The organism is Ovoidimarina sediminis (assembly GCF_032586175.1).
GTDB classification, from domain to species: Bacteria; Pseudomonadota; Alphaproteobacteria; order Rhodobacterales; family Rhodobacteraceae; genus Ovoidimarina; species Ovoidimarina sediminis.
The window spans coordinates 159956-179783 of record NZ_JAWHTE010000006.1 but is presented as its reverse complement, the minus strand read 5'-3'; the positions used below and the strand labels follow the sequence as shown (position 1 = coordinate 179783).

Below are 19828 nucleotides of genomic sequence, written 5' to 3'. Positions count from 1 at the left end.
CGGCGCTTTCCGTATTCTGGCGGTCTGCTCAGACGCTCATGCAGATGTACTTCATCTCGAGGTAATCCTCGATCCCGTGTTGCGAGCCTTCGCGGCCGAGCCCGGATTGCTTCACGCCGCCGAACGGCGCCACCTCGGTCGAGATGATGCCGGTGTTCACGCCGACGATGCCGTATTCCAGCGCCTCGGCCACCTTGTACACCCGGCTCAGATCCTTGGCATAGAAGTACGAGGCAAGGCCGAAGATCGTGTCATTCGCCATCGCGATCACCTCGTCCTCGTCCTTGAATCGGAACAGCGGCGCAAGCGGGCCGAAGGTTTCGTCGGTCGCCACCGCCATCTCCTGCGTCGCGCCGGTCACGATGGTCGGTTCGAAGAACAGCCCGCCCAGGTCATGCGCATTGCCGCCATAGAACACGGTGCCGCCTTTCGAGGTGGCATCCTCGATATGCTCGCGCACCTTATCGACGGCGTCGGAGTTGATCAGTGGCCCAAGATCGGCGCCATCCAGCCCGTCGCCCACCTTCATCGCCTTCAGCCGTTCGGCCAGCCGCTCGGCAAAGGCGTCATAGATCCCGTCCTGCACATAGATCCGGTTCGCGCAGACGCAGGTCTGCCCGTTATTGCGGAATTTGCAGGCAATCGCCCCTTCCACTGCCGCATCCAGATCGGCGTCGTCGAAGACGATGAAGGGCGCGTTGCCGCCAAGCTCCATCGAGCATTTCATCACCTGGTCCGCCGCCTGCCGCAGCAGAACGCGGCCCACTTCGGTGGAGCCTGTAAAGGTCAGCTTCCGCACCAGCGGGTTCTCGCAGAATTCCTGCCCGATGCCGCGTCTGTCGGTCGACGGTACGATGGACAGCACGCCTTTTGGCAGCCCGGCCCGGTCGGCCAGAACGCCAAGCGCCAGCGCCGAAAGTGGCGTCAGCGAGGCGGGGCGCACGAGCACCGCACAACCGGCGGCCAGCGCGGGGCCGACCTTCCGGGTAATCATCGCGTTCGGGAAGTTCCAGGGCGTGATCGCGGCGCACACCCCGATGGGCTGGCGGATCACCATCAGGCGCTTGTCGGGCTGGTGGCCCGGGATCGTCTCGCCATAGATGCGCTTGGCCTCTTCGGCGAACCACTCGATGAACGACGCTCCGTACATCACCTCGCCCTTCGCCTCGGCAATCGGCTTGCCCTGTTCAGCGGTCAGGATGATGGCCAGGTCGTCGGCATGCTCGACCATTAGCTCGTACCACTTGCGCAGGATGTTCGCCCGGTCCTTCGCCGTCCGCGCGGCCCAGGATTTCTGGGCCGCGTCCGAGGCCTCGATGGCCTTCGCGGTGGCCGCACGGTCCATATCGGCGACACGGGCGATCACGTCGCCGCGGGCAGGGTTGGTTACGTCGAACGTCTTGTCGGAATCGACCCAGTCGCCAGCCATATAGGCGCGGGTCGCCAGAAGTTCGGGGTCTTTCAGCATCGATTGCAGATCGGTCGTTGCGTCGAGCATTGCATCCTCCGGGGGGCTGGCTTGTCTTTGGGGGCTTGATGTACCCACATGCAGGCGATGTCCAGCGGGAGGAGAGAAATGCGGAACGATGCCGCCTACAACAACGTCGATCACATTCCGGACGGGTCGTCCTACCCGGATCGCTGGGAGGAAGAGGCCCGCACGTTTCGCGAGGCGGAGGCCGCGATCGGGCGTGCCCGTCTCAACACGGCGTATGGCGATCACGACCGCGAGCGGTTCGATCTCTTCCATCCCGCCGGGCGGCCCGAGGGGCTTTTGATCTTCGTCCACGGGGGGTACTGGCTCAGGTTCCACCGCACCACGTGGTCGCATTTCGCCCAGGGGGCCACGGCGCGGGGCTGGGCCGTCGCGATGCCCTCCTATCCGCTCGCGCCAGAGGTGCGGATTGCCGATATCACCCGCTCGATCTCGACGGCGATCCGCACCATCGCGGGCTATGTCGCCGGGCCGATCGCTCTGGCGGGCCATTCCGCGGGGGGGCATCTCGTCTCCCGGATGGCGATGGCCGATGCCAGCCTCCCGCCCGAGGTGACGGGCCGCATCCGCACGGTGATGCCGATCTCGCCCGTTTCCGATCTCCGCCCGCTGATCGAAACATCGATGAACGCTGATTTCCGCCTCGACGCGGCCGCTGCGGCGGCCGAAAGCCCCGCTCTCGGCACGCCGGCCCTCGACGTGCCGGTGCATGTCTGGGTGGGGGCTGAGGAGCGCCCGGTCTTTCTCGATCAGGCCCGCTGGCTGAGCGAGGCCTGGCCGGGATCGACCCTGACCATCGCCGAGGGGCGGCATCATTTCGACGTGATCGACGAGCTGCGCACCCCCGACAGCGCCATGCTCGAACGTCTCTTGGGGTAATGCTCAGAACGGCGGGTGACGTCAGTCGAACGTTCCCGCCACACGACCCAGAAGCATGAAGGCCCGCGCCGTGCGCGTCTCGGCCAGCGCCACGATCTCGGCATCGGTCGCGTGCTTCTCGAACACCGTGAAGGTGTGGTCGAACTTCCGCAGGAAGTGATGCGCGGTGTCGCGGAAGACGTGATCCTGCCGCATCCGCGTCGATGTCAGCGTGATCGCGGAACGATCCCGGATCCCGCCGATTCCCGCCACCGTCCGGCCCCGTTCACCCTCCGCGAAGCGCCGCCAAAGCTCGGGCCGCGCGCGGTCGGGCGCCATGTCGTCCATATAGATGCCTTCCTGGCTCAGCAGGGTCAGCATGTCCTGACTCGCCTGCACAAGCTCGGCGATCCGCCGGTCGCGCATCGCGCGCCTGAGGGCGGCGAAACCCTCATCATCCTCGGGCGACTCCGGAAAGTTGAGCGCAGTGATGAAATCCTCGATCGCGATGGCATTCGTCGCCGGCGGCGGCTGATCTGCCAGGTCGAGCCCGGGCTGCGTCTGCAGGATCTGGGGCACGGCGCTCTCCTCGGCGGTGCCCGAGGGCGCCTCGGCGATCCCCCCCGCCCGGATCGAGGCGAAGGCAGCGATGGCGTCATCTGTCCGCCGCTGCGCCGCGGCGATCTCGTCCAGCTTCTTCTCGAAGGACGGCTTGAACGACGTACCAGCCGCCTGCTGCTGCGCCACATAGGCCTTGCGCATCGAGTCGAGCGAGGATTGCAGGCGCGCGGCCTCGTCGCGCATCGTCCGCGCGCTGCCCGCGGCGATGCAGGCCACCCAGATCAGCGCCACCGGCATGAAGACGGCGATCGCAATCGTTAGCCCCCGCACCGGATCGGCGGGCAGATCTGCCTCACGCCCGCCCACGGCGAAGAAGAACACCGTCACGGCCAGAAGCCACAGGGCAGACAGCGCCAGAGCGATGATTTCCGCATTGCTCAGCCCGCCAAGGCTCGCCCGCGCCCCGAAGACGCCCAGCGACACGGTGCTGCGATCGCGGTCGGACCTGTCGTTCATCGTGACCAAAGGTCCCTCCCGGTCGCGTCAGCTGTATTCGATCGAGGCGATCTCATAGCTTTTCTCGCCGCCCGGGGTGCGCACTTCGACGCTGTCGCCCTCTTCCTTGCCAATCAGCGCCCGCGCCAGCGGGGATTTGATGTTCAGAAGGCCCCGTTCGATATCCGCCTCGGGTTCGCCGACGATCTGATAGGTCTTTTCCTCGTCGGTATCCTCGTCGATCACGGTAACCCTCGCGCCGAACTTCACCGCGCCCGACAGCTTCGAGGTATCGACCACCTCGGCCAGCCCCAGGATGCCCTCAAGTTCCTTCACGCGGCCTTCGATGAAGCTCTGACGCTCGCGCGCGGCATGGTATTCGGCATTCTCCGACAGGTCGCCATGCTCGCGGGCCTCGGCGATCGCGCGGATCACCGCGGGCCGTTCCACCGACTTCAGCTTCTTCAATTCATCATTCAGCGCGGCGTGGCCCGCGCGGGTGAGCGGTATTTTTTCCATGTGCCTATCCAGATGGCTTCCCGACGGCGCGGGGGGCAGGGCGTTCCGGGACGCACACACATGACCCAATGGCGGACCCAATTGCAAGGGATTCGGTGGGGCGCCGGCGGTTCCCTGCAAAAGATCGCAAAATCGCCATCCGGCGCTTCGGAAAACCAGGGACTTTCGCTCATTTCGGGCATGATCGCGGAAGACCTCACGTCAAAACGAAGATGTGCTCTGAATTGACGTCCTGACGCGATTGACCCTCACGTCAGTGTCGCGTTAGCCATGCGCAGATTGCGGGAACGCTTATCGCGGAGGGAACCGGGCATGGCCGAGATCGAACGGGAATCGATGGAATACGACGTCGTCATCGTGGGCGCGGGTCCTGCTGGGCTGAGTGCCGCGATCCGTCTGAAACAGCTTGATGCCGATCTGAACGTCGTCGTGCTCGAAAAGGGCTCGGAAGTCGGCGCGCATATCCTCTCGGGCGCGGTGCTCGACCCCTGCGGCCTCGACGCGCTGATCCCCGACTGGAAGGAAAAGGGCGCCCCCCTCAACGTGCCCGTGCGCGACGACAGCTTCTACATGCTGGGCGAGGCCGGGCAGATCCGCCTGCCCAACTTCGCGATGCCGCCCTTCATGTCGAACCACGGCAATTACATCGTCTCGATGGGCAATGTCTGCCGCTGGATGGCCGAACAGGCCGAGGCGCTGGGGGTCGAGATCTTCCCCGGCATGTCCTGCTCCGAAATCGTCTATGGCGAGGATGGCCAGGTCGCGGGCGTCGTGGCGGGCGAGTTCGGCAAGAACGCCGACGGCACGCCGGGCGACGGTTACGAACCGGGGATGGAGCTTCTGGGCAAGTACGTCTTCCTCGGTGAAGGCGTGCGCGGCTCGCTGTCGAAGCAGGTGATCGAGAAGTTCTATCTCGCCAGGGACGCCGAGCCCCAGAAATACGGCCTCGGGATGAAGGAAATCTGGGAAATCGACCCCGCAAAGCACCGCGAGGGCAGCGTCACCCACTCGATGGGCTGGCCGCTTGGCTCAAGTGCCGGCGGCGGGTCGTTCATCTACCACCTCGACAACAACCAGGTTTACGTGGGCTTCGTCGTCCACCTGAACTACGAAAACCCCTATCTCTTCCCGTACATGGAGTTTCAGCGCTTCAAGCATCATCCGATGGTGGCAGAGCTACTGAAGGGCGGCAAACGCGTGGCTTACGGCGCCCGCGCGATCACCGAAGGCGGGTATCAGTCGATGCCGAAGGCCGTCGCCCCGGGCGTGGCCCTGCTGGGCTGTTCGGTCGGCCTCGTGAACGTGCCCCGGATCAAGGGCAACCACAACGCGATGCTTTCGGGCAAGGCGGCGGCGGAAGCGGCCTATGCGGCGATCGGCGCCGGGCGCTCGGGCGACGAACTCGCCGATTACGACACCGGCCTGCGCACCGGCCCGATCGGGCAGGATCTGAAGCGGGTACGCAACGTCAAACCGCTCTGGTCGAACAAGGGGCTTCTCGCCTCGCTCACCCTCGGCGGCTTCGATATGTGGACGAACCACTTCGGGTTCTCGCTTCTCGGCACGCTGAAACACGGCAAGTCCGATGCCGAGGCCACAGGCAAGGCTTCGAAGTTCAGCCCGATCGACTACCCCAAGCCCGACGGCAAGCTCAGCTTCGACAGGCTCACGAATGTCAGCTTCTCGGGTACGAACCACGAGGAAAGCCAGCCCGCGCATCTTCAGCTGAAGGACGAGGATGTGCCGATCTCCGTCAACCTTCCGACCTACGCGGAACCCGCTCAGCGCTATTGCCCCGCCGGGGTCTACGAGGTGGTCGAGGAAGAGGGCAAGGATCCCCGCTTCGTCATCAATTTCCAGAACTGCGTGCACTGCAAGACCTGCGACATCAAGGATCCCTCGCAGAACATCGTCTGGACGGTGCCGCAGGGCGGCGACGGGCCGAATTACCCGAACATGTGACCGGGCGCATTGCCGGGCCTGCAACAGAGCGTGACGATCGCGTGACCGCGGGGCAGGCCCGCATTGCCCCGCCGGGGCTCTGGCGCTAGCTTCTCCTCAACCGAAGGAGAGGCCTCGCATATGCAAAAAGCGCTGACCCGATTGTTCCTGACCGCGGCCCTCGCCGCGAGCCCGGTGCTCGCCGCGGCCGATATCAACGCGGGCGCCTATCTTGCCGCCCGCCAGGCCGGGTTCGGAAGCGATTTCGCGGCGGCGGCAGATTACTACAGCCGCGCCCTCGTCACCGACAGCAGCAACCCCGCGCTCGTCGAGGCGGCGATGACATCCTACCTCTCGCTGGGCGATCTCGACCGGGCGATCCCGCTGGCCAGGCGGCTCGTGGAAACGGAAACCGAAAACCAGATCGCCAACCTCGTCCTGATGGCCGACCGCACCGAGCAGGGCGACTGGCCGGGCATCCTCGACGCGCTCGAAGGCGAGGCATCGGTCGGCCCCCTCTATGACGGGCTGATGCGCGCCTGGGCGCTTCTGGGCGAGGGCCGGATGGGCGATGCGCTCGAAGCCTTCGATGCGGTTTCGGAAGGCCGTGGCACACAGGCCTTCGGGCTCTACCACCGCGCCCTCGCGCTCGCCTCCGTGGGCGATTTCGAAGGGGCCGACGCGGTGTTTTCGGGCGAGAATGGGCCGCGCCTCAGGCTCACCCGCCGGGGCGTCCTCGCCCATGCGCAGGTTCTCAGCCAGCTTGACCGTGCCGAAGACGCGGCCTCGCTGATCGATCAGGTCTTCGGCCCCGATCTCGATCCCTATCTCGCGACCCTGAAGGAAGAAATCCTGGGCGGCAGCCCGGTGGCCTTCGACGTGGTGACAAGCCCGGTGGACGGGGTGGCCGAACTCCACTACTCGATCGCGGGCGCCATCACCGGCGAGGCCTCCGATGCCTATACCCTGATCTACGCCCGCATCGCGGAACGCCTCAAGCCCACCCATATCGATGCGCTGCTGCTGTCGGCCGAACTTCTCGAACGGCTCGGCCGCTACGAACTGGCCACCGCCGTCTACGACAAGGTGCCCCGCGACCACCCCTATTTCCACGCCGCCGAACTCGGCCGCGCCAATGCGCTGCGCGCATCGGGCCGCGAAGACGCGGCGATCGAGGTGCTGACCCAGCTCGGCAAGAGCCACGGGCATCTGCCGGCGGTGCATGTCAGCCTCGGCGATCTCCTCCGCGGGCTCGAACGCTACGACGAGGCCAGCAAGGCCTATGATCGCGCGATCGCGCTGGTCGACGACCCCCAGGCCTCGCACTGGTCGCTTTTCTTCTCGCGCGGGATCACCCATGAACGCGAAGGCCGCTGGGATCAGGCCGAGGCCGATTTCCGCAAGGCGCTCGAACTGCAGCCCGAACAACCCCAGGTGCTGAACTACCTCGGCTATAGCTTCGTCGAGATGCAGACCAACATGGACGAGGCGCTCGACATGATCGAACGCGCCGTCGCGGGCCGCCCCAACTCGGGCTACATCACCGACAGCCTCGGCTGGGCACTCTACCGCCTCGGCCGCTACGACGAGGCGGTGGGGCACATGGAGCGCGCGGTGGAGCTTCTGCCGATCGACCCGATCATCAACGATCACCTGGGCGATGTGTACTGGGCCGTGGGCCGCACCCGCGAAGCGGAATTCCAGTGGCAACGCGCGCTCTCCTTCGATCCCGAACCGGAAGAGGCCGACCGCATCCGCCGCAAGCTCGAGGTCGGGCTCGACATTGTGCTCGAGGAAGAAGGATCGCCGCCGCTGAAGGTCGCCAATGACGAGGGTTGACGTCCTCGCCCCCGCGAAGATCAACCTGACCCTCCACATCACCGGACAACGGGACGACGGCTATCACCTCCTCGACAGCCTCGTCACCTTCGCGCCCGTGGGCGACCGGCTTTCGGTGACCGAGGCGAACACGCTCTCGCTCACCGTCGAAGGGCCCGAGGTGGCGGGCGTGCCCGCGGATATGGAAAACATCGCGCTCAAGGCTGCCCACCTGATGCGCGGCACCCGCGGCGCGGCGCTGACGCTGGTGAAGTTCCTGCCCGTGGCGTCCGGCATCGGCGGCGGCTCGGCGGATGCCGCGGCCGCCGTCCGCGCCTGCCTCATGCTTCAGGACGAGGCCGAGGGTACGCTCATGGCCTTCGGGCCGCAGATCCTGCTCGACACCCGGTTCCGCCCCCTGTTGGGTCTCGGCGCGGATATCCCAATGTGCCTCCTGCCCGCGCCCCTCAGGGCGCAGGGGATCGGCGACAAGATCACCTTCACGCCGCTCCCCGGCCTTCCGGCCGTCCTCGTCAACCCGCGCGTCCCGGTCCCGACCGCGAAGGTCTTCGGCGCGCTCGCCGCGAAAAACAACCCGCCAATGCCCGATGAGATCCCCGCCTTTCCGGACGCCGCCGATCTCATCGCCTGGCTCCGGACCCAGCGCAACGATCTCGAACCCCCGGCCCGCGTCCTCGCCCCGGTGATCGGCGAGGTGCTCGACAGCCTCGCGGCCACCCCGGGCTGCGGCCTCGCCCGCATGTCGGGCTCCGGCGCCACCTGCTTCGGGCTCTACGATACCGTGGATGCGGCCCAGGCCGCGCTCGCGGATCTGAAGGATGCACGCCCCGACTGGTGGATCGCGGCCGGCGTTCTGGGCGACATGACCGACCGGGCGATGCCCCGCACCGCCTGATCCCCCCTTCATGTGGCCTGAAATATCCCGGGGGGGCCGCCCGTCAGGGCGGCGGGGGCAGCGCCCCCTGCACAGCCGTCAGCTGATCCGCGCCACCACGTAATCGGCCAGATCGTTCAGCATCCCGCGGATCGGATGCTCCGGCAGTGCGCCCAGCGCCGCTTTCGCCTCCGAGGCCCATCTGAGCGCATCGGCCCGCGTCGCCTCCATCGCGCCGTGCCGCGCGAGCAGGTCCAGCGCACGCTCCAGATCGCCCTCGCGCTGGTCGCCCTTCTCGATCACCCGTGCCCAGAAGGCGCGCTCCTCCGCATCGGCCTTCGCCACCGCCTTGATCACCGGCAGGGTCAGCTTCCGTTCCCGGAAATCGTCGCCCACATTCTTGCCCGTCGCCGCGGCATCCCCGCCGTAATCCAGAAGATCGTCGACGATCTGAAACGCGACGCCAAGCGCATCGCCGTAGGTGTAGAGCGCCGCTTCCTGCGCCTCGGGCACGCCCGCGATCACCCCGCCCACCTGCGTTGCGGCGGAAAACAGCGCCGCGGTCTTCCCGCGCACCACCTGCAGATAAATTGCCTCGTCGGTGGCCAGGTTCTGCGCCGCGCTCAGTTGCAGAACCTCGCCCTCGGCAATCGTCGCCGCCGCGTTCGCAAGGATATCGAGAACGCGAAGCGAATCCGTCTCGACCATCAGCTGAAACGCCCGCGCGAACAGGTAATCGCCCACAAGAACCGAGGATTTGTTGTCCCACAGCAGGTTCGCCGTCGGCCGTCCGCGCCGCTGGCGGCTTTCATCCACCACGTCGTCATGCAGAAGCGTGGCGGTATGGATGAACTCCACCGTCGCGGCGAGCTTCACGTGGTGATCCCCGCCATAGCCGCACATCCGCGCGGTGCCGAGCGTCAGCATCGGCCTCAGCCGCTTTCCGCCCGCGCCCACCAGATGGGCGGTGACCTCTGGAATCCGGGGCGCGTGTTTCGAGGCCATGCGCTCGGCGATCAGCGCGTTGACCCGGTCCATGTCATCGGCAAGCTCGGCGGCCAGCCGTTCGTGGGGTTTCGCGTTCCCGTCGCCGTCCAGACCCATTCACACCCTCGCCAGATCGCTCGACATTCCCGAAGGCCTGCCCTTTATTGCTGAAGTCATGAGAGAGCTCTTGCGCACCAACGACCCCACGGTCATCGCCTTCGCCACGGCCCTCCTTCGCGGCGAGGATATAGACGTCTTCGAAATGGACGTCCACATGAGCGTCCTCGAGGGCTCGATCGGCGTCCTGCCGCGGCGGATCATGGTCCGGCCAGAGGATTACTTCCGCGCCAGCACGGTTCTCAGGGACAATGACCTCCCCGTCAGTGGCTGAGCCGGGCGATCAGGCCGCCGCCGGTGACGGGCTCACCGACGATGCCTTTCTGGGCGGGCGGCTCCGGATCCTTCAGCCCCGCAAGGGCTACCGCGCCGGGATCGATCCGGTGCTGCTTGCCGCCGCCACGCCCGCGCAGGCCGGGCAGTCGGTGCTCGATCTCGGTACCGGGGCGGGCACGGCGATCCTCTGCCTTGCGGCGCGGGTGCCGGGGCTCGATCTCGCGGCTGTGGAACTTCAGGCCGATTATGCCGATCTCGCGCGCCGGAACGCGGCCCGGAACGGCATCGCCCTGGATCTCCACTGTGCGGATCTCACTCGCCTGCCCGATGCGCTCCGGGCGCGGCAGTTCGATCATGTCATCATGAACCCGCCCTATTTCGCCGGCGCCAGCCGCACGGCGGCCCCCGATGCGGGGCGCGAAACAGCGCTTGCGGGCGCCGACCTTCCGCTCTGGGCCGACACGGCAATCCGCCGCCTCGCTCCCGGCGGCACGCTCGCCGTGATCCACGACGCCGCGGCACTGCCCGATCTTCTGGGCGCGCTCGACAGCCGCGTGGGCGGGGTTGCCGTTCACCCCCTCGCCCCGCGGCAGGGCCGCGCGGCCCACAGGGTCATTGTCTCCTGCCGCAAGGGGTCGCGGGGGGCTTTCCGGCTCCTGCCGCCGCTTGTCCTCCATGCCGGTCCCTCGCACGCCGCCGATGGCGAGGATTACGCCCCCGCGATCTCCGCCGTCCTGCGCGACGCCGCGCCCCTGCCAGGGCCCGAGGTCTGAAGACCGGCGTCTGAAGCCCGGCGCCCGGCGCCTCAGCCGGCGGTGAACATCCCGTCGTCCTTCAGGCCCTTCAGCGTCGCATCCAGCGCCTGCCACGCTCGCTCCACCAGCAGATCGACCTCGCCCTTCGTGATGACCAGCGGCGGTGCGATTACCATTCGGTCGCCGACATGCCGCATCACCAGATTGTTCTGGAAACAGATCTCCCGGCACCTCAGGCCCACCACGCCTTCCTCCGAAGCAAAGCGCGCGCGGCTCGATTTCTCGGGCGTCAGCGCGATGCTTCCCATCATCCCACAGATCGGCGCCTCGCCCACCATCGGGTGATCGGCAAGCGATCCCCAGCGTTCCGCAAGATAGGGGCCGATCTCGGTCTGCACCCGTTCGACAAGCCCTTCCTCGACGATGATCCTCAGGTTTTCCAGCGCCACGGCGGAGGCCACGGGATGCCCCGAATAGGTATAGCCGTGGTTGAAGTCGCCATTGGCGTTCAGCACCTCGGACACGTGATCCGATACGATCGATCCCCCGATCGGCGCATAGCCCGAGGACAGGCCCTTCGCGATCGTCATGATATCCGGCGTGATGTCGAACGTTTCGGCGGCGAACATATTGCCGGTGCGCCCGAAGCCCGTGATCACCTCATCGGCAATCAGCAGGATCTCGTGGTCCCGGCAGATCCGCCCGATCTCGGGCCAGTAGGTTTCCGGCGGGATGATCACGCCACCCGCGCCCTGGATGGGCTCCGCGATGAAGGCCGCCACCCGGTCTTCCCCAAGTTCGGCGATCTTCTCCTCGAGCTTGCGCGCGCGCATGCGGCCGAATTCTGCGGGGTCCATGTCCCCGCCTTCGGCCCACCAGTGCGGCTGGTCGATATGCACGATATCGGGGATCGGCAGCCCGCCCTGCGCGTGCATCCCGCTCATGCCCCCAAGGCTCGCCCCGCCCATTGTCGACCCGTGATAGGCGTTCTTGCGCGAGATGATCACCTTCTTGTCGGGCTTTCCCTGCGCGGCCCAGTAATGGCGGACAAGGCGGATGTTGGTGTCGTTCGCCTCCGATCCGCCCGAGGCGAAGAAGACGTGGTTCATATGCGCAGGCGCCAGTTCCGCGATCTTCTCGGCCAGCGACACGACGGGCGGATGGGTCGTCATGAAGAAGGTGTTGTAATAGCTCAGCTGCAGCATCTGCGCATGGGCCGCATCCGCCAGTTCGCGCCGCCCGTGCCCGATATTGCAGCACCACAGGCCCGACATCCCGTCGAGGATCTCGTTGCCTTCCGAATCGCGGATCATCACGCCCTGCGCACTGGTGATCACCCGCGCCCCGCGCTTGTTGATCAGATCGCCATCGGTGAAGGGATGCAGGTGATGCGCGGCATCGAGCGCCTGGATCTCGGCAGTGGGCAGATGGTTTGCACGGATGTTCATGGGTCACCTCTTTCCTGGGCGTTGGGCGCGGTTGTCCGCACGTGTTCAAGCAATGTGTCCATGCCTTGCGCGATGTCCGCCTCGACGGCGGCGCGAAACGCGGCGCGGTCACCGGCGCGCAGGGCGGCGATGGCTTCGACATGGTGGTCGGAACCGGGAAGCTGGCCGTCGAAGGCCTCGCACACGATCCGCATCCCCGGCGCGTAGAGCAGCCAGAGTCGTTCGGCGAGGGCAAAAAGGATGGGCGCCTTGGCCCGCTCGTAGATCGCGAAATGCAGGGCGCGGTTCGTGCGCATATACGCCGCCACATCCCGATCAAGCAGTGCCCGGGTGACGCCGGCGTCGATCTCCTCAAGCTCAGCGGTCCGCTTCACGAGGCACGGCCAGGCGCGGTGGGCCAGTTCCCCCTCGACGGAAAGGCGGGCATAGCGCAACTGCCCCAGCGTCGCGGGATCTGGGGCGGGAACGGCGATCGTCCGGGCGTCGCGAAATTCAAGCGCGCCCTCGGCCACAAGGCCGCGCAGCGCATCGCGCGCGGGTATCACGCTCACGCCCTCGGCCTCTGCGACCCGGCGAATCGATATCGTTTCCCCCGGCGTGAACCCGCCTTCCAGAAGCCGTGTGCGCAGCCGCGCGCCCAGTTCGTCCGCCGCGGTGTGCGGACGATAGACAGGCTGTGGGTCTGCGCGCGTCATTCTTCGTCTTTCGGTGCTGCCGAACTGGTCAATTCGGCGTCATGCGGGTCGGCCGCGCATCCGTCCACTTGTCGATTCCTGCGAATCTCTATTCACTCTGGGACGGAACACGGTTAAGAACACGTGTTATAACACTGCGGGCAACCCGTAAACCAATAAGAATTGTCAGGGAGATGACAAATGAAACGACCGAACCTCTCGCTAAGCCGCCGTGCTGCGCTTCAGGGCATAGGCGCCGTGGGCCTGAGCTTCTCGTTGCCCAAGTCGCTTAAGGCACAAAGCGGCACGGTGAACTTCTACAACTGGGATACCTATATCGGCGAAACGACCCTGGCGGATTTCACCGCTGCCACCGGGATCAACGTCCAGTACGATCTCTTCGCCGATAACGAAGAGCTTTTCGCCAAGTTCCGCGGCGGCAACCCGGGCTACGACCTGATCGTGCCGACCAATGATTTCGTCGAGCGCTTCATCGTCGCCGATCTGCTTCAGCCGCTCGATCACTCGCGCATCCCGAACATCGCGAATGTCGAACCGGGCTTCATGAACCCTGCCCACGATCCGGGCCGGCAGTACTCGATGCCCTACATGTGGGGCACGATCGGCATCGGCTATCGCAAGTCCGAGGTCAGCGGAACGCCCGACAGCTGGGCGCATCTCTACACATCCGACGAATACGCCAACAAGATCGCGCTTCTGGGTGAACCGACGACGGTTCTTCAGATGGCGTTCAAGCTCATGGGCAAGTCGCTGAACGACTGGTCGGACGAGAACCTTGCCGCCGCGGAAGAGATGATCATCGCCCAGAAGTCGAAGATCACCGCCTTCGCCCCCGACAACGGGCAGGATCTGCTGCTCGCCGGCGAAGTCGACCTTGCCCAGGAATGGAACGGCGACATCCTTCAGGCGATGGATGAGGACGACGATATCGGTTACGTCGTGCCGCAGGAAGGCGGGCTTCTCTGGGAAGACGATCTCTGCATCCCGGTCGGCGCGCCGAACCCCGAAGGGGCGCACGAACTCATCAACTACATCCTCGATGCGGAAGCGGGTGCGGCGATTGCCGATTACATCTACTACGCAACCCCCAACAAGGCGGCGCGCGAACTCCTGAGCGCGGATTACAACGAGAACCCGGCGATTTTCCCCTCCCAGGCGACGATCGATAAGTCGGAAGTCTCACTCTTCCCTGGCCAGGAAGTTCTGGCCAAGATCGATGCGGCCTGGACCCGCATTCGGGCCGCCGGCTAAGGCACAGGGCCCGGCCGCCCCGGCGGCCGGGCCTTTTCAAAGATGGAAAGCGCCCGAAAGAATCTCCGCGTCTTCTTGGCCTTCTTCACGCCCAGCTTCGGCTGGCTCGTGCTGTTCTTCGTCGCGCCGCTTCTCATCATCTTCCTCTACAGCGTTGGCGAAACCGTCTCTCTCACCGAGGTGAAGACGACCTGGACGCTGCAGAACTACATCCGCATTCTCGAGCCCGAGATCCTGACGCTTCTCTGGCGCTCCCTCTGGCTTGCGCTGATTTCTACAGCGGTCTGCCTCGTCGTGGGCTACCCCGTGGCCCTCGTGATCGCGACGGCGCCCGGGCGCTGGAAGCCCTGGCTTCTTCTGATCGTGATCCTGCCGTTCTGGACGAACCTGCTGATCCGCACCTACGCGCTTCTGAATATCCTCGGCACCCGGGGGCGGGTGAACGAGCTTCTCGAATGGCTCTGGATCCAGGCCGATGGATTCCTGACGCTCATTGGCCTCGGCGCCTACAACCTGATCGGCGAAGAATTCGAACCCATCGTCTTTCTCGGGCGGTGGAGCGGGGTGATCATCGGCCTCGTCTATGTTCACCTGCCATTCACCGTCCTGCCGATCTATGCCGCGCTCGAACGGCTCGACCGGTCCTATCTCGAGGCCAGCCTCGATCTGGGTGCAAGCCAGTGGCGCACGTTCCGCTCCGTCCTCCTGCCGCTCACGATGGCCGGCGTCGCGACGGCGGCGATCATCACCTTCATTCCGATGCTCGGCTCCTACCTCACGCCCGCGCTGCTGGGGCGCGGCCAGGTCGACATGATCGCCAACGTGATCGAGCGTCAGTTCAAGGGCGCGAACGACTGGCCCTTCGGCGCGGCCATGTCGCTGCTTCTGCTCTACGTTACCTTCATCATTCTCGCGATCCAGGCCTTCGCGGCGATGCGCAAGACCCGGGGGGCCGCCGATGGCTAAGGTCAGGAAAAGCCGCCCGGGGCCGTTCGACTATGCCCGCAAGCGCTCGCTCCAGATCGTCTTTCTGCTGACGACGATCTTCCTCTACGCCCCGATCCTCGTTCTCATCATCTTCTCGTTCAACAACAGCCGCCGGGGCGGCAACGTGATCTGGCGGGGCTTCACCACCGACTATTACGTGAAGGCCGCGAACAACGCCTCTCTGATGGAGGCGTTCGCGAATTCGATCACCATCGCGGTCATCTCCACGATATTCTCGGTCATTCTGGGCGCGATCACCGCCGTCACGCTCTGGCGGTTCCGCTTCCCGCTGAAGCCCGGTTACGAAGGCCTCGTCGCACTGCCCATCGTGGTGCCTGAGATCTGCCTCGGCGTCGCAATCGCGATCTTCTTTTCCTATTTCAACCTCTACATGCCGCCCGGCACGCCCTGGCCGTTCAACCTGACGAACATCATCGTCGCCCATATCACCTTCTCCTTCCCCTTCGCGGCGATGGTGATCCGCACCCGCCTCACCACCTTCAACCGCGAGATGGAAGAAGCGGCAAAGGATCTGGGCGCCACTGAATTCCAGGTGTTCCGCGATATCCTTCTGCCGCATATGAAGCCGGGGCTGATCGCGGGGGGGCTTCTGGCCTTCACCCTGTCGCTCGACGACTTCGTCATCACCTTCTTCACCTCGGGCCCCGACACCGTGACCTTCCCGGTCAAGGTCTACTCCATGGTCCGCTTCTCGGTGACGCCCGAGATCAACGCGGCCTCGACCGTCCTGATCCTGATCACCCTGATCCTCACCGCCGTTGCCATGCGGTTCCAAACCTTCGGAGACGAGAGAACGTGACCGATACACCGATCATCTCGATCAGAAACGTGACCAAGCGGTTCGGGTCCTTCGTGGCGCTCGAGGATATTTCCATCGACATCCGCCCGGGAGAGATCTTTGCGCTCCTCGGCCCGTCTGGCTGCGGGAAGTCCACGCTTCTGCGGATCATCGCGGGGTTCGAGACACCCACCGAAGGCGATATCCTGATCGACGGGCAGGACGTGACGGACGTGCCGCCCAACAAGCGGCCCGTGAACATGGTGTTCCAGTCCTACGCGGTATTCCCGCATATGACGGTCGAACAGAACGTGGCCTACGGGCTCAAGATGGACAGGCTGCCGTCGTCAGAAATCGCGCCCAAGGTGGCCGAGGCGCTGGCCCAGGTTCATCTCGACAAGTTCGCCACCCGCATGCCCGATCAGCTTTCGGGCGGGCAGCGGCAGCGCGTGGCACTCGCACGCGCACTTGTGAAGCGACCCCGGGTGCTTCTCCTCGACGAACCCCTCTCGGCCCTCGACGCGAAGCTGCGCGATGCCATGCGGCTCGAGCTTGTGAAGCTGCAGGAAACCGTGGGCGTCAGCTTCGTCATGGTCACGCACGACCAGTCCGAAGCGCTCGCCATGGCCGACCGGGTGGCGGTTCTCAGCAATGGCCGCCTGCGCCAGTTGGCCGATCCGATGACGCTCTACCAGAAACCGGCCGACGCCTTCGTTGCCGATTTCATCGGGCGGGTGAACCTCTTCGACGTCACCGCCCGGAACGGCGCCCATGTCACCGCGGCCTCCATCGGCCAGGTTCCGGTCGATGCGACAGCGCTGCCGGCGGGCGAGGATCTCGTCGTCGCCGTCCGCCCCGAATTCATCACCCTCTCCCCCGGCGCACCGGCGGATGGCTCAGGCAAGCTCAAGGGCGCGCTGGGCGACGTGGCCTATCAGGGCGACAATTCGGTGGTCGAGGTCACGCTGGCGGATGGCCGCTCCGTGCAGGTGCTCGTTACCAGCGGCGAAACCGCGGGTCTTCTGGGGCTCGGCCTCGGCGCGCCGGTCTCGCTTGCGATCGACATGGGGCAGGTCTCTGTCCTGCGCAGGTCAGACCTCTAGCCCTTGAACCCTGCCAGCGCAGGAAGCCAGGTCGCAAGCGGCGGGAACAGGAACACGATCATCAGCCCCAGCAGCATCAGCGCGGCATAGGGCATCGAGCCCCGTATGACCTCCGCCAGCGGCGCCTTGGCGATCCCCTTGATCACGAACAGGTTCATTCCCACCGGCGGCGTGATCAGCGCAAGCTCCAGGTTGATCATCAGAAGGATCCCGTACCAGATCGGGTCGATCCCGAGCGCCAGCATCACCGGAAACACGATGGGCGTCGTGATCAGGATGATCGAAATCGTCTCGAGGAACATGCCGAGGACGAGGATCAGAAGCATCACGACCACGACGAACATCGCGGGCGTCAGCCCCGCCGCCGTCACCTGTTCGACGATCTCGATGGGCAGGCGGATGATCGTGACGGCATGGCCGAACAGCGCCGCGGCCGCGAGGATCATGAACAGCATCGCCGTCGTCCGCACCGTCTCGAAGGCGGTGATCCAAAGGTCCTTAAACCCGAAATTCCGGTAGACCAGCACGCTGATCAGAAGCGCGTAAAGGCACCCGATCGACGCTGCTTCGGTCGCCGTGAAGATGCCGAGGTAGATCCCGCCCAGCACCACCGGCGGCATCAGAAGCGCCCAGATCGATTGCCGCACCCGCGCCCAGACCGCGCCCATCCCCGCGAAGGGCTGGCGCACCACCGTGCCGCCGAAGCCCGCGCTGATCATCGCCCAGACGGCGAAGATCGTGGCCATCATCACGCCGGGGATCAGGCCCGCAAGAAACAGCGCCCCGATCGAGGCCTCTGTCACGATCGCGTAAAGGATCAGGGGCCCCGATGGCGGGATCAGGATGCCCAGCGTTCCCCCGGCCGCGATCACCCCGTAGGAATAGCTGGGGCGATAATTGAACCGCCGCATCTGCGGAATGGCCGTCGACCCGATGGTCAGCGCGGTGGCGACGGAAGATCCCGAAATCGCGGCGAAGATCGTGCACGACAGGATCGTCGCAACTCCAAGCCCCCCGCGCATATGCCCCACCATCGCATTCGCGGCGTCGTAAAGATCCTTCACCACGCCCGCGCGGATCATCACATGGGCCATGAAGGCGAACATCGGGATCGCCGTCAGAAGCCCGTTGTTCAGCTTCGCGAACACCGTGTCGGCGGCGCTGTTCACGTTGCCCTCGGTCAGCATCATGATGATCAGCGACGTCAGGCCAAGGCCCGCGAAAATCGGCATCCCCGTCAGCAGGATGACGATCAGCCCTGCGAGGATCAGGAAGGTCATCATGGGCGGCGCACGCTCAGAAGCGTCACCATCCGCGCCAGGGCGGCCAGGATCAGGATGACCATGCCGATCAGCAGAAACCCTTGCGGAATCCACATCTGCACGCCCAGGTAGCCGTAGGAATAAACCTCGAAATCATAGGAAAACCGCACCATCAGAACGGCGCTGTAAAGAATGGCGCCGGCCACCAACACGACGCCCACCATCCCCCAGATCTCGACAAGCCACTTCGCCCTGGGCCCGGCCCGCTCGGTCAGCAGGTCGACCCCGAAATGCTCGTTCCGAAGTAGAACCTCACCCGCCCCAAGCGCCACCATCGCAACCACGATGAACCCGTTCAACTCGTCGGAAAACGTGATCGGCGTGCCAAGCACATAGCGCATGAACACGCTGTAACTCACCACTCCGAAGACGATCAGCACAAGAAGCGCGGCCACACCGGCGCCCGCAAGCGTCAGCCAGCGCACCCAGCGCTCCACCCCCGAGGTCGGCAGGGTCTCGGGGGTGTCCGTGTCGTCTCCGATCTTCACCTCAGTTGGAGATCTGGTTGACGAGGTCCAGAAGCTTCACGCCGTCTTCCCCGGTCGCATCGCCGAAGGATTTGTCGAAGGCGGGCGCCATCAGGGCCTTCCAGGTGGCCTCTTCCTCGGGCGTCTGGAAATGCACCTTCATCCCGTTATCGGCAAGCTGTTGCGGGGCCGATGCCGCGGCCTCCTCCGACGCGTCGACAGCCCAGGCGGCGGCCTTCGCACCCGCCTCGTCGATCGCGGCCTTCTGCGCGTCGGTCAGCCCGTCATACCAGGCGGGGTTCAGATACCCGTGGAAGAACACGCTGAAGAGCGGCACCACCGTCACGTGATCCTGCACCTCGTAGTATTTCCGCGAATAGGCCGCGGCGATATCGGTCATGCCCGCGTCGATCACCCCTGTCGACAACGCCTCGTAGACCTTGGAGCCCGACATGGCCGAGGGCGCCGCCCCCATCGCCACCAGCCCGGCATCGGCCACCGGGTTCAGGCCGCGGATCTTCACGCCCTCGAAATCCTCAGGCGTGATCAGTGGTGCGCCTTGCGAGGTCATCGCCGTCATCCGCGTGGTGAACAGCCAAACCGCGTTCTTCACACCCTTCTCCAGAAGCTTCTCGTCCAGGAAGGCCGCGGCCTCGCTTCCGGGCCAGGCGGCCAGCGTTTCCAGATCGGTCACCGCATAGGGCTTCAGCGTCACGTTCATCAGGGGCAGGGTGCGGCCCCATTGCGGGTTGATCGAAAAGGCGCATTCGATGTTCCCCTTGGCAACCGAGGCGATGTTCTCGCCGGCCCCCACAAGGCTGTTCGCGCCGAAAACCTGCACGTCGATCTCGTTGTTCGACAGCGTTTCGATCTCGGCCGCCCAGCGGTCGATCACCTGCGCGATGTGATGCGCGGGGGGCAACTGGTGGCTGCACCGCATTTCGGTCGCGGCCTGCGCCACGCTGCCAGTTGCGGCAAGGCCCAGGGCCAGGCTCGCGGAAAGTGCCAGATGTTTCATTGTATCTCCTCCCAGGGATTG

General features: G+C 65.4%; 19 protein-coding genes. 10 read left to right on the top strand and 9 right to left on the bottom strand.

The annotated features are described in order from the left end of the window. Positions 1–28: 28 nt before the first annotated feature. Positions 29–1498, bottom strand: coding sequence for an NAD-dependent succinate-semialdehyde dehydrogenase (locus RXV90_RS09760; RefSeq protein WP_316648429.1), 1470 nt, complete (start codon positions 1496–1498; stop codon positions 29–31). 78 nt (positions 1499–1576) lie between these two features. On the opposite strand from RXV90_RS09760, the gene RXV90_RS09755 reads away from it, so the two are divergent. Then, positions 1577–2374 (top strand): alpha/beta hydrolase, encoded by a 798-nt coding sequence (locus RXV90_RS09755; RefSeq protein WP_316648428.1) that lies wholly within the window; start codon positions 1577–1579, stop codon positions 2372–2374. A 21-nt stretch (positions 2375–2395) separates the two neighbouring features. On the opposite strand, the gene RXV90_RS09750 is transcribed toward RXV90_RS09755, so the two are convergent. Together RXV90_RS09750 and greA are read right to left on the bottom strand one after the other, a co-directional pair. After that, positions 2396–3430 carry a hypothetical protein gene (locus RXV90_RS09750; protein WP_316648427.1) on the bottom strand — a complete coding sequence of 345 codons (1035 nt, stop codon included), beginning with the start codon at positions 3428–3430 and terminating at the stop codon, positions 2396–2398. Between the two features lie 27 nt (positions 3431–3457). Further along, complete coding sequence (gene greA / locus RXV90_RS09745; protein WP_316648426.1) at positions 3458–3928, bottom strand: transcription elongation factor GreA; 471 nt, start codon at positions 3926–3928, stop codon at positions 3458–3460. Positions 3929–4240: 312 nt separating this feature from the next. On the opposite strand from greA, the gene RXV90_RS09740 reads away from it, so the two are divergent. From RXV90_RS09740 to RXV90_RS09730, 3 genes are all read left to right on the top strand, one after another. Beyond that, a complete protein-coding gene (locus tag RXV90_RS09740; protein WP_316648425.1) occupies positions 4241–5890 on the top strand; it encodes an electron transfer flavoprotein-ubiquinone oxidoreductase in 1650 nt (549 codons plus the stop codon). A 120-nt stretch (positions 5891–6010) separates the two neighbouring features. After that, positions 6011–7708, top strand: coding sequence for a tetratricopeptide repeat protein (locus tag RXV90_RS09735; RefSeq protein WP_316648424.1), 1698 nt, complete (start codon positions 6011–6013; stop codon positions 7706–7708). Further along, positions 7695–8603 (top strand): 4-(cytidine 5'-diphospho)-2-C-methyl-D-erythritol kinase, encoded by a 909-nt coding sequence (locus RXV90_RS09730; RefSeq protein ID WP_316648423.1) that lies wholly within the window; start codon positions 7695–7697, stop codon positions 8601–8603. The genes RXV90_RS09735 and RXV90_RS09730 overlap by 14 nt, the downstream gene beginning before the upstream one ends. Before the next feature lie 78 nt (positions 8604–8681). Here RXV90_RS09730 and RXV90_RS09725 read toward each other — a convergent pair whose 3' ends face one another. After that, a complete protein-coding gene (locus tag RXV90_RS09725) occupies positions 8682–9686 on the bottom strand; it encodes a polyprenyl synthetase family protein (RefSeq protein WP_316648422.1) in 1005 nt (334 codons plus the stop codon). A gap of 58 nt (positions 9687–9744) precedes the next feature. Between RXV90_RS09725 and RXV90_RS09720 the strand changes: the two genes are divergently transcribed. After that, positions 9745–9960 (top strand): putative signal transducing protein, encoded by a 216-nt coding sequence (locus RXV90_RS09720; RefSeq protein WP_316648421.1) that lies wholly within the window; start codon positions 9745–9747, stop codon positions 9958–9960. Next, on the top strand, positions 9938–10735 hold the full coding sequence (locus RXV90_RS09715) for a tRNA1(Val) (adenine(37)-N6)-methyltransferase (RefSeq protein WP_316648420.1): 798 nt from the start codon (positions 9938–9940) through the stop codon (positions 10733–10735). The genes RXV90_RS09720 and RXV90_RS09715 overlap by 23 nt, the downstream gene beginning before the upstream one ends. A 32-nt stretch (positions 10736–10767) precedes the next feature. On the opposite strand, the gene RXV90_RS09710 is transcribed toward RXV90_RS09715, so the two are convergent. After that, the gene (locus RXV90_RS09710) at positions 10768–12165 is read right to left on the bottom strand and encodes an aspartate aminotransferase family protein (RefSeq protein WP_316648419.1); all 1398 of its coding nucleotides are present in this window, start codon (positions 12163–12165) and stop codon (positions 10768–10770) included. Next, positions 12162–12860 (bottom strand): GntR family transcriptional regulator, encoded by a 699-nt coding sequence (locus RXV90_RS09705; protein ID WP_316648418.1) that lies wholly within the window; start codon positions 12858–12860, stop codon positions 12162–12164. The genes RXV90_RS09710 and RXV90_RS09705 overlap by 4 nt, the downstream gene beginning before the upstream one ends. Positions 12861–13040: 180 nt before the next feature. Here RXV90_RS09705 and RXV90_RS09700 point away from each other — a divergent pair, with 180 nt between their 5' ends. The 4 genes from RXV90_RS09700 to RXV90_RS09685 all read left to right on the top strand — a co-directional run bounded on the left by RXV90_RS09700 (position 13041) and on the right by RXV90_RS09685 (position 17000). Beyond that, positions 13041–14111: an ABC transporter substrate-binding protein gene (locus tag RXV90_RS09700; RefSeq protein WP_316648417.1), complete on the top strand. Its 1071-nt coding sequence runs from the start codon at positions 13041–13043 to the stop codon at positions 14109–14111. Positions 14112–14186: 75 nt separating this feature from the next. Continuing rightward, positions 14187–15077, top strand: coding sequence for an ABC transporter permease (locus tag RXV90_RS09695; protein ID WP_316648416.1), 891 nt, complete (start codon positions 14187–14189; stop codon positions 15075–15077). Then, positions 15070–15918, top strand: coding sequence for an ABC transporter permease (locus RXV90_RS09690; RefSeq protein WP_316648414.1), 849 nt, complete (start codon positions 15070–15072; stop codon positions 15916–15918). The genes RXV90_RS09695 and RXV90_RS09690 overlap by 8 nt, the downstream gene beginning before the upstream one ends. After that, positions 15915–17000, top strand: coding sequence for an ABC transporter ATP-binding protein (locus tag RXV90_RS09685; protein ID WP_316648412.1), 1086 nt, complete (start codon positions 15915–15917; stop codon positions 16998–17000). Before RXV90_RS09690 ends, RXV90_RS09685 begins: the two co-directional genes overlap by 4 nt. Here the strand turns inward: RXV90_RS09685 and RXV90_RS09680 are convergent. The 3 genes from RXV90_RS09680 to dctP are packed head-to-tail and all read right to left on the bottom strand — an operon-like array spanning position 16997 to position 19807. Beyond that, positions 16997–18283 carry a TRAP transporter large permease gene (locus RXV90_RS09680; protein ID WP_316648411.1) on the bottom strand — a complete coding sequence of 429 codons (1287 nt, stop codon included), beginning with the start codon at positions 18281–18283 and terminating at the stop codon, positions 16997–16999. The genes RXV90_RS09685 and RXV90_RS09680 overlap by 4 nt on opposite strands. After that, entirely contained in the window at positions 18280–18810 is a 531-nt protein-coding gene (locus RXV90_RS09675; RefSeq protein ID WP_316648410.1) for a TRAP transporter small permease, read from the bottom strand. Before RXV90_RS09675 ends, RXV90_RS09680 begins: the two co-directional genes overlap by 4 nt. Before the next feature lies 1 nt (position 18811). After that, positions 18812–19807, bottom strand: a complete 996-nt coding sequence (dctP, locus tag RXV90_RS09670; protein ID WP_316648409.1) for a TRAP transporter substrate-binding protein DctP — start codon at positions 19805–19807, stop codon at positions 18812–18814. Between the last annotated feature and the right edge of the window lie 21 nt (positions 19808–19828).

Bases quoted from the DNA above. Each gene is read 5' to 3' on its own strand.
- RXV90_RS09715 (WP_316648420.1), top strand. From the start codon at position 9,938: ATGACCTCCCCGTCAGTGGCTGAGCCGGGCGATCAGGCCGCCGCCGGT.
- RXV90_RS09755 (WP_316648428.1), top strand. From the start codon at position 1,577: ATGCGGAACGATGCCGCCTACAACAACGTCGATCACATTCCGGACGGG.
- RXV90_RS09690 (WP_316648414.1), top strand. From the start codon at position 15,070: ATGGCTAAGGTCAGGAAAAGCCGCCCGGGGCCGTTCGACTATGCCCGC.
- RXV90_RS09700 (WP_316648417.1), top strand. From the start codon at position 13,041: ATGAAACGACCGAACCTCTCGCTAAGCCGCCGTGCTGCGCTTCAGGGC.
- dctP (WP_316648409.1), bottom strand. From the start codon at position 19,807: ATGAAACATCTGGCACTTTCCGCGAGCCTGGCCCTGGGCCTTGCCGCA.
- RXV90_RS09725 (WP_316648422.1), bottom strand. From the start codon at position 9,686: ATGGGTCTGGACGGCGACGGGAACGCGAAACCCCACGAACGGCTGGCC.
- RXV90_RS09680 (WP_316648411.1), bottom strand. From the start codon at position 18,283: ATGATGACCTTCCTGATCCTCGCAGGGCTGATCGTCATCCTGCTGACG.
- RXV90_RS09735 (WP_316648424.1), top strand. From the start codon at position 6,011: ATGCAAAAAGCGCTGACCCGATTGTTCCTGACCGCGGCCCTCGCCGCG.
- RXV90_RS09705 (WP_316648418.1), bottom strand. From the start codon at position 12,860: ATGACGCGCGCAGACCCACAGCCTGTCTATCGTCCGCACACCGCGGCG.
- RXV90_RS09710 (WP_316648419.1), bottom strand. From the start codon at position 12,165: ATGAACATCCGTGCAAACCATCTGCCCACTGCCGAGATCCAGGCGCTC.
- RXV90_RS09750 (WP_316648427.1), bottom strand. From the start codon at position 3,430: ATGAACGACAGGTCCGACCGCGATCGCAGCACCGTGTCGCTGGGCGTC.
- RXV90_RS09730 (WP_316648423.1), top strand. From the start codon at position 7,695: ATGACGAGGGTTGACGTCCTCGCCCCCGCGAAGATCAACCTGACCCTC.
- RXV90_RS09740 (WP_316648425.1), top strand. From the start codon at position 4,241: ATGGCCGAGATCGAACGGGAATCGATGGAATACGACGTCGTCATCGTG.
- RXV90_RS09760 (WP_316648429.1), bottom strand. From the start codon at position 1,498: ATGCTCGACGCAACGACCGATCTGCAATCGATGCTGAAAGACCCCGAA.
- greA (WP_316648426.1), bottom strand. From the start codon at position 3,928: ATGGAAAAAATACCGCTCACCCGCGCGGGCCACGCCGCGCTGAATGAT.
- RXV90_RS09720 (WP_316648421.1), top strand. From the start codon at position 9,745: ATGAGAGAGCTCTTGCGCACCAACGACCCCACGGTCATCGCCTTCGCC.